The organism is Herbidospora yilanensis (assembly GCF_001570565.1).
Lineage (GTDB): Bacteria > Actinomycetota > Actinomycetes > Streptosporangiales > Streptosporangiaceae > Herbidospora > Herbidospora yilanensis.
Genome location: NZ_BBXE01000052.1, coordinates 43421 through 49769, shown reverse-complemented (window position 1 = coordinate 49769; position 6349 = coordinate 43421). Strand labels below are relative to the sequence as shown.

The window sequence follows — 6349 nt, the reverse complement described above, 5'->3', positions numbered from 1 at the left end:
CCCCGCCGCCGCTCCGGCCGCGCCGGCGCAGCAGGCCCCCGCCGCGGCGGCCGCCCCGGCGCCGATCCAGGTCGACACCACCCTGCGCGGCACCACGCAGAAGATGTCCCGCCTGCGCAAGGTCATCGCCGACCGCATGCTCGACTCGCTGCAGACCACCGCGCAGCTCACCACGGTCGTCGAGGTCGACGTGACCCGCATCGCGCGGCTGCGCGACCGGGCCAAGGCGGCGTTCGAGGCCCGCGAGGGCGTCAAGTTGTCGTTCCTGCCGTTCTTCGCGCTGGCGGCGGTCGAGGCGCTCAAGGTCCACCCCAAGCTCAACGCCGTGATCAACGACGAGACCAGTGAGGTGACCTACCACGACGTCGAGAACCTCGGCATCGCGGTCGACACCGACAAGGGCCTCATCGTCCCGGTCGTCAAGGGCGCCGGCGACCTCAACATCGCCGGGCTGGCCCGCAAGATCGCCGACCTGGCCGAGCGCACCCGCACCAACAAGATCAGCCCCGACGACATCGCCGGCGGCACCTTCACGCTGACGAACACGGGCAGCCGCGGCGCCCTGTTCGACACGCCGATCCTGAACAAGCCGCAGGTCGGCATGCTCGGCACCGGCGTCGTCGTGAAGCGCCCCGTCGTCGTCGACTCGCCCGAGGGCGAGGTCATCGCGGTCCGCTCGACGGTCTACCTCGCGCTGACCTACGACCACCGCCTGGTCGACGGCGCCGACGCCGCCCGCTTCCTGACGACGATCAAGCGCCGTCTCGAAGAGGGCCGCTTCGAGGGCCAGCTCGGCCTCGCCTAGCCGCACCTACGGAACCCCCGCTCGGGCCGAGCGGGGGTTCTCGTGTTTCCGGGGCGATCCTTCTTCCCTCACGGCTCCGCCCACCCCGGGGCCCCGGCCGCCGTCTCCGCATCGCACCGCATCCGGCACCCACGACCCGCTGCCGCCCCACGCCGTCACGTCCTCTCCCGCACGCGCGAGATCCTCGGGGGGCACGTTTGAACGAGTCCGCGTCCGGTACGTCACCAAACGGGGGCGTGCTACGAAGGGGTGGTTATGAAGATCGCGGTGACGGGGGCCTCGGGCCTCATCGGGACGGCGCTGACCGCCTCCCTTCGGCAGTCGGGCCACGAGGTGCTCTCGCTGGTCCGCAGACCGCCCACGAGCCCCGGCCAGGTCCAGTGGGACCCTTCGGGCGGGGTGCTCGATCCGGCCGACCTGGCGGGCGTCGAGGCGGTCGTCCATCTGGCGGGGGCCGGGATCGGCGACCACCGGTGGACCGACTCGTACAAGAAGACGGTCACGGAGAGCCGGCGCAAGGGCACCTCGACGCTGGTCAGGGCGCTCAACGCGATGGACGAGCCGCCGTCGGTGTTGTTGTCGGGGTCGGCGGTCGGCTACTACGGCGACACCCGCGACCGGGTCGTCGACGAGACCTCGCCCCGCGGGGCCGGGTTCCTGGCCGACGTCTGCGGGGCCTGGGAGGAGGCCGCGCAGCCCGCCCGGGAGTCGGGCATGCGGGTGGTGACCATGCGGACGGGCGTGGTGTTGTCGAAGCGGGGCGGGATGCTGGGGCAGATCCTGCCGATCTTCCGGATCGGGCTGGGCGCCCCCCTCGGGTCGGGCGAACAGTACCTGTCGTGGATCTCGGTGCCCGACTGGGTGAGCGCCGCGCGGTTCCTGCTGGGGGCCGACATCGACGGCGCGGTCAACCTGACGGCGCCCGAGCCGGTGACCAACAAGACGTTCACCAAGGAGGTCGCGGCGGCGGTGAAGCGGCCGTCGATGCCGCTGGCCGTGCCGGGGTTCGTGCTGAAGGCGGCCGTCGGCGGGTTCGCCGAGGAGGGCGTCCTCATGGGGCAGCGGGCGGTGCCGGCGCGGCTGACCGCGGCGGGGCACCACTTCTCGCACCCCACGATCAAGGAAGCCCTGGCAGACGCCCTGCGGTGAAGGAGCGTCTCCCGTAGCATTGGCCCCCTCATTTGGCCGACGACACGGGAGTGAAGCATGGGACGCAGCGGTCAGTCGCACATCGTCGCCATCGGTGGCGGCTCGTTCCGCCCGACGAAGCGCTTCGGCACGATGGAGGCCACCGGCCTGCTGCGCTACGTGCTCGACCTGACCGGTGTCGACCGGCCCAGGCTGGGGCTGATCGCCACGGCGGTCGGCGACTCCGCCGAGTGGCTGCTGAAGATGTACGAGGCCTTCCGGTCCTTCGACGTCGACCTCAGCCACCTGTCGCTGTTCCCGATGCCCAACGTCGACGACCCGCGCGAGTGGCTGCTGGAGCAGGACGCCGTCTACGTCAGCGGCGGCAGCGTCGCCAACCTGATGGCGTTGTGGCGGCTCCACGGCCTCGACGAGGCGATGGAGGAGGCCTGGAACAGCGGCGTCGTGTTGTCGGGCCAGAGCGCGGGCGCCCTGTGCTGGCACGTGGGCGGCAACACCGACTCGTTCGGGCCCGAGCTGCGGCCGTGGGCCGAGGGGCTCGGCCTGCTGCCCTACTCGTGCGGGGTCCACTACAACAGCGACGCGCAGCGTCGTGACCTGCTGCAGCGGTCGGTCGCCTCGGGCGAGCTGCCCGACGGTTACGCCGCCGACGAGGGTGTCGCGCTCCACTACGTCGGGACCGAGTTCATCCAGGCCGTGACGGTCGACCCCGACGGTTACGCCTACCGGATCGAAAGAGACGGTGAAGAAGGGGTCAAGGAGTTCCGTATCGAACCACGGCGACTCGCGTCTACAGTTGACGTGTGAGGCTGGCGATCGTCCGACTTGGTGTCGATGTCCCCTATGAACAGGCGTGGAGCCTGCAGCGGGTCGTCCATCGGCGCCGGGTCGCCGACGAACTGCCCGACACGGCGCTTCTCCTGGAGCACGCGCCGGTCTACACGGCCGGCAAGCGCACCCGCCCCCATGACCGGCCGTCCGACGGCACCCCCGTCATCGACGTCGACCGGGGCGGCAGCGTCACGTGGCACGGCCCCGGCCAGCTCGTCGGCTACCCGATCGCGAAGATCGACGACGTGATCCCCTACGTCCGCCTCCTCGAAGAGGTCCTGATCCAGGTGTGCGCCGACTTCGGCGTGGTCGCCGGGCGGGTCGAGGGGCGGCCGGGGGTCTGGGTGCGCGGCGAGGCCCACCACGGCATCCCCGACCGCCGCCTGGGCGCGATCGGCATCCGGGTGGAGCGCGGCGTGACGATGCACGGTTTCGCGCTCAACTGCGCCAACGACCTGAGCTGGTTCAACCGGATCGTGCCCTGCGGCATCCCCGACGCCGGGGTCACCTCGTTGTCGGCCGAGACCGGGCGGCGCATCACGGTCGACGAGGTCATTCCGTTCGCGGAGAAACGGCTCGGCGACGCGTTCGGAGCCGAGCCGGTGTCGATGTTCGAAGAGGAATTGCTCGGACGCCGGCAATAACGCATCTGAATTGGAACACCAGGTGGCCGCATTCCATGCCTAGACTGCGATCATGACGAACGGCGAACCTCGTCCGGACGCGATGCTGGACCATCTGATCGCCGTGCTCTCCCAGCTCACCACGGAAGACGCGCCGAGCGACCCGCAGGCGGCCGAGGCGCGGGCCATGCTGGAACTCGGGATCGACGTGGCCTATCTCGACGACCCGGAGGGCGCGGCGAAGGCCGCGGAATGGCTGCAACAGCGAGTGAAGCTCATATTGGGGCAGCTCGAAGAATGCCGAATGGGTTTCGTGGAGTAGCGGGGTACTCAAGCCTTCCGGCCGAAAGAGCACGACCGTCGGAGACATGCCGACCCGTACCCTCCGGGTGGTCCCTGCCCTGTTCCTGACGCTGTTCCTGACGCTCTCCGGGATCGCCCTTCTCACCGCACCAGCACGAGCGGCCACCACGCAGCCGCTCACCGTCCGCGTCCTGCTCGTCTCCTGCGTCGCCGACTGCGACGAGGCGGGCCTGGAGGCCCTGGGCGAATCGACCCCCGACTTCTACGCGGAGATCACCTACGCCGGGTTCCCCGTGCACATCACGCCCCGCGCCCCCGACGACTAGGTGCAGATCGCGCCGTTCTGGACGCTCACCCAGCAGATCCCCACGACCGTCGTGGTGCAGGAGATCTCGGTCCTGGTCAAGGACCACGACTCGACCGGCGGCGACGACTGGGCCGACACCTCGCCCCGGGCGGGCGACCCGTTCACCCGGTTCAAGGTCAGCATGATCGACGGCACGGTCACCGGCGACCTGACCGGGACCGGCTGCGTCACCGGGAACGGCGAGCCCGGCGGCGGCGTCTTCGGCGCCGACCCCCAGCCGTCGGTGCGGCTCTGCCTGGAGATCAGCCCCGGCCCGGGATTCGACTCCGACGGCGACGGGTTCTCCGACTGGGAGGAGTACCGGGGCCGGGACTTCGACGGCGACGACGTCGTCGACATGACGCTCCCGGACGCCGACCCGAACCGCCGCGACCTCTACGTCGAGCTCGACTACATGGCCGGCCACAAGCCCCTCGACGACGCCGTCGCCGACGTCGAGGACGCCTTCGACATCGCCCCGGTGAGCAATCCGAACACCGGCGCGACCGGGATCAACCTCCATCTCCTCGTGGACGAGGAGGTGCCCGCCGCCGACGAACTCGACTTCGACGACTACTCCGACCCCGGCGACCGGCCCTCGGGCGCCTATGACGACTTCGACGACCTGAAGTCGGGCAACCCGGCCCGGCCCTGCGGCGGCGGGAACACCGGCCGCTTCCTGACGCCGGCCGACCGGTCGAGCCCCCACTGCCAGGACATCCTGAGCTTCAAGCGGCTGAAGTTCCGATACGGCGTCTTCATCGACGAACTCCTCGGCGGCGGCACCATCTCGGGGCGGGCCGAGCTGCACGAACGGGGCGGCAACGACTTCGTGGTGTCGCTCGGCGGCTGGGCCGGCTTCGACGACGTCGGCGGACGGCGGGCGGCCGAGGCGGGCACGCTCATGCACGAGCTCGGCCACACCCTGGGCCTGGCCCACGGCGGCCGCCGCGACAACGGCACCCTCGACGAGATCAACTGCAAGCCGAACTACCAGAGCGTCATGAACTACATCTGGCAGTTCCCCCGCTACGACGCGGGCCGCCCGCTGAGCTACTCCCGCCTCACCTCGACTACACGGAGGTGACCCGGAGCGCCTCCCCCGACCTGAAGGCGGCGCTGGCGTTCGACAAGGCCCAGGCCGCCCCCGGCGAGACGGTCACCGCGACCGCCACGCTCACCAACCAGGGCGCGGTGGCGTCGGAGAACACGTCGGTGACCGTCGACGGCGTGACCCGGCAGCTCCCGCCGCTCGGATGGGCGGCGGAGGCGTTCACCTCGACGGTGCCGTGTGACGCCGCCGACGGGACGACCCGGCGGAGCGGCGCGACCGTGACCGCCGCCAACGAGAACGCCGCGCTGAGAGCCGACAACACGGCCACGGCGAGCTACACGGTCAAGGCGCCCAAGGTCACGGTGTCGGTCGCCGCCACGCCGTCGGTGAAGGCGGGCGAGACCGTCACCTATGTGGTGACGTACAAGAACGAGGGGACCTCGGCCGCGAGCGGCGCAAGACTGGCCTTCACCCCGCCGCCGGGCGTGTACACCACCGGGCCGCTGACCCGGGAGCTGGGCACGCTGGCCCCCGGCCGGCAGGGCACGGCCACTTTCACCGGGCGGCCGGGCCTGCTCACCGAGGCGGGCACGCTCCAGGCCGCCGCGAAGGTCGCCTACGGCTCCAACGCCTGCGCCTACGAGGCGTCGGGGTCGGCGGCGACCACGGTGACGGTCCAGGCGCCGGGCCGCGACCCGATGCTCCCGGCCCTGTGGGCGCTGCGCGGCGACCTGCAGACGGACGAGGTGCTGGCCCGGGTGCACGCCACCGACCAGCGCTACGACACCGGCGGCGACGGCACGCTCAGCCGCCAGGAGACCGGGGCGGCGTTCCTGCTGCCGGTGCTCCAGCCCCGGCGGTTGCGGGCCGAGATGCCGGCCACGCTGCTCAACCTCGGCACCCGGCGGATCAACGCCGGCACCCGGGTCGAGACCGTCACGATCAGGAGACTCGGCCTGAGAACGGCCGGCGACGCCGTCAGGTATGCCCAGGCCACCCTCGCCCAGCCGCCATCGCTCCAGAACGTGATCCGTTACACCGACGCCACACTCGCGCTCACGGAAATCAACTCCGGAATCGCGGAACGTTACTGACCACGGATGACGCGGGCGCCCCTCGGGTGCCCGCGTTTCCCTTTGTTTACATCACGCCGGAAAGTAACTATCTTGCTCCCACATGGGCGGCGCCATGGAGCGCACCCGCACGCGTTCGGGGGCGCTGAACGTCGCTCTGAACGA

General features: G+C 70.9%; 8 protein-coding genes. All 8 read left to right on the top strand.

Annotated features, from left to right (window positions below; genetic code table 11):
* On the top strand, positions 1-805 hold an 805-nt coding region (sucB, locus tag AW273_RS34955; protein WP_063910212.1), incomplete at its 5' end, for a 2-oxoglutarate dehydrogenase, E2 component, dihydrolipoamide succinyltransferase.
* A 255-nt stretch (positions 806-1060) separates the two neighbouring features.
* Positions 1061-1954 carry a TIGR01777 family oxidoreductase gene (locus tag AW273_RS34950; protein WP_062357883.1) on the top strand — a complete coding sequence of 298 codons (894 nt, stop codon included), beginning with the start codon at positions 1061-1063 and terminating at the stop codon, positions 1952-1954.
* Between the two features lie 57 nt (positions 1955-2011).
* Positions 2012-2761: a Type 1 glutamine amidotransferase-like domain-containing protein gene (locus tag AW273_RS34945; protein WP_062357881.1), complete on the top strand. Its 750-nt coding sequence runs from the start codon at positions 2012-2014 to the stop codon at positions 2759-2761.
* Positions 2758-3429, top strand: a complete 672-nt coding sequence (gene lipB, locus AW273_RS34940; RefSeq protein WP_062357879.1) for a lipoyl(octanoyl) transferase LipB — start codon at positions 2758-2760, stop codon at positions 3427-3429. Before AW273_RS34945 ends, lipB begins: the two co-directional genes overlap by 4 nt.
* Positions 3430-3481: 52 nt before the next feature.
* Complete coding sequence (locus tag AW273_RS34935; RefSeq protein ID WP_157556468.1) at positions 3482-3730, top strand: hypothetical protein; 249 nt, start codon at positions 3482-3484, stop codon at positions 3728-3730.
* A gap of 46 nt (positions 3731-3776) precedes the next feature.
* Positions 3777-4037 carry a hypothetical protein gene (locus tag AW273_RS34930; protein WP_062357874.1) on the top strand — a complete coding sequence of 87 codons (261 nt, stop codon included), beginning with the start codon at positions 3777-3779 and terminating at the stop codon, positions 4035-4037.
* Complete coding sequence (locus AW273_RS34925) at positions 4038-5144, top strand: zinc metalloprotease (protein WP_062357871.1); 1107 nt, start codon at positions 4038-4040, stop codon at positions 5142-5144.
* Positions 5141-6205: a COG1361 family protein gene (locus tag AW273_RS34920; RefSeq protein WP_062357869.1), complete on the top strand. Its 1065-nt coding sequence runs from the start codon at positions 5141-5143 to the stop codon at positions 6203-6205. The genes AW273_RS34925 and AW273_RS34920 overlap by 4 nt, the downstream gene beginning before the upstream one ends.
* Positions 6206-6349: the final 144 nt, after the last annotated feature.

What these genes read in the sequence shown, in the direction of transcription:
- AW273_RS34945 (WP_062357881.1), top strand. Translation starts at nt 2,012, where the DNA reads ATGGGACGCAGCGGTCAGTCGCACATCGTCGCCATCGGTGGCGGCTCG.
- AW273_RS34950 (WP_062357883.1), top strand. Translation starts at nt 1,061, where the DNA reads ATGAAGATCGCGGTGACGGGGGCCTCGGGCCTCATCGGGACGGCGCTG.
- AW273_RS34935 (WP_157556468.1), top strand. Translation starts at nt 3,482, where the DNA reads ATGACGAACGGCGAACCTCGTCCGGACGCGATGCTGGACCATCTGATC.
- AW273_RS34930 (WP_062357874.1), top strand. Translation starts at nt 3,777, where the DNA reads ATGCCGACCCGTACCCTCCGGGTGGTCCCTGCCCTGTTCCTGACGCTG.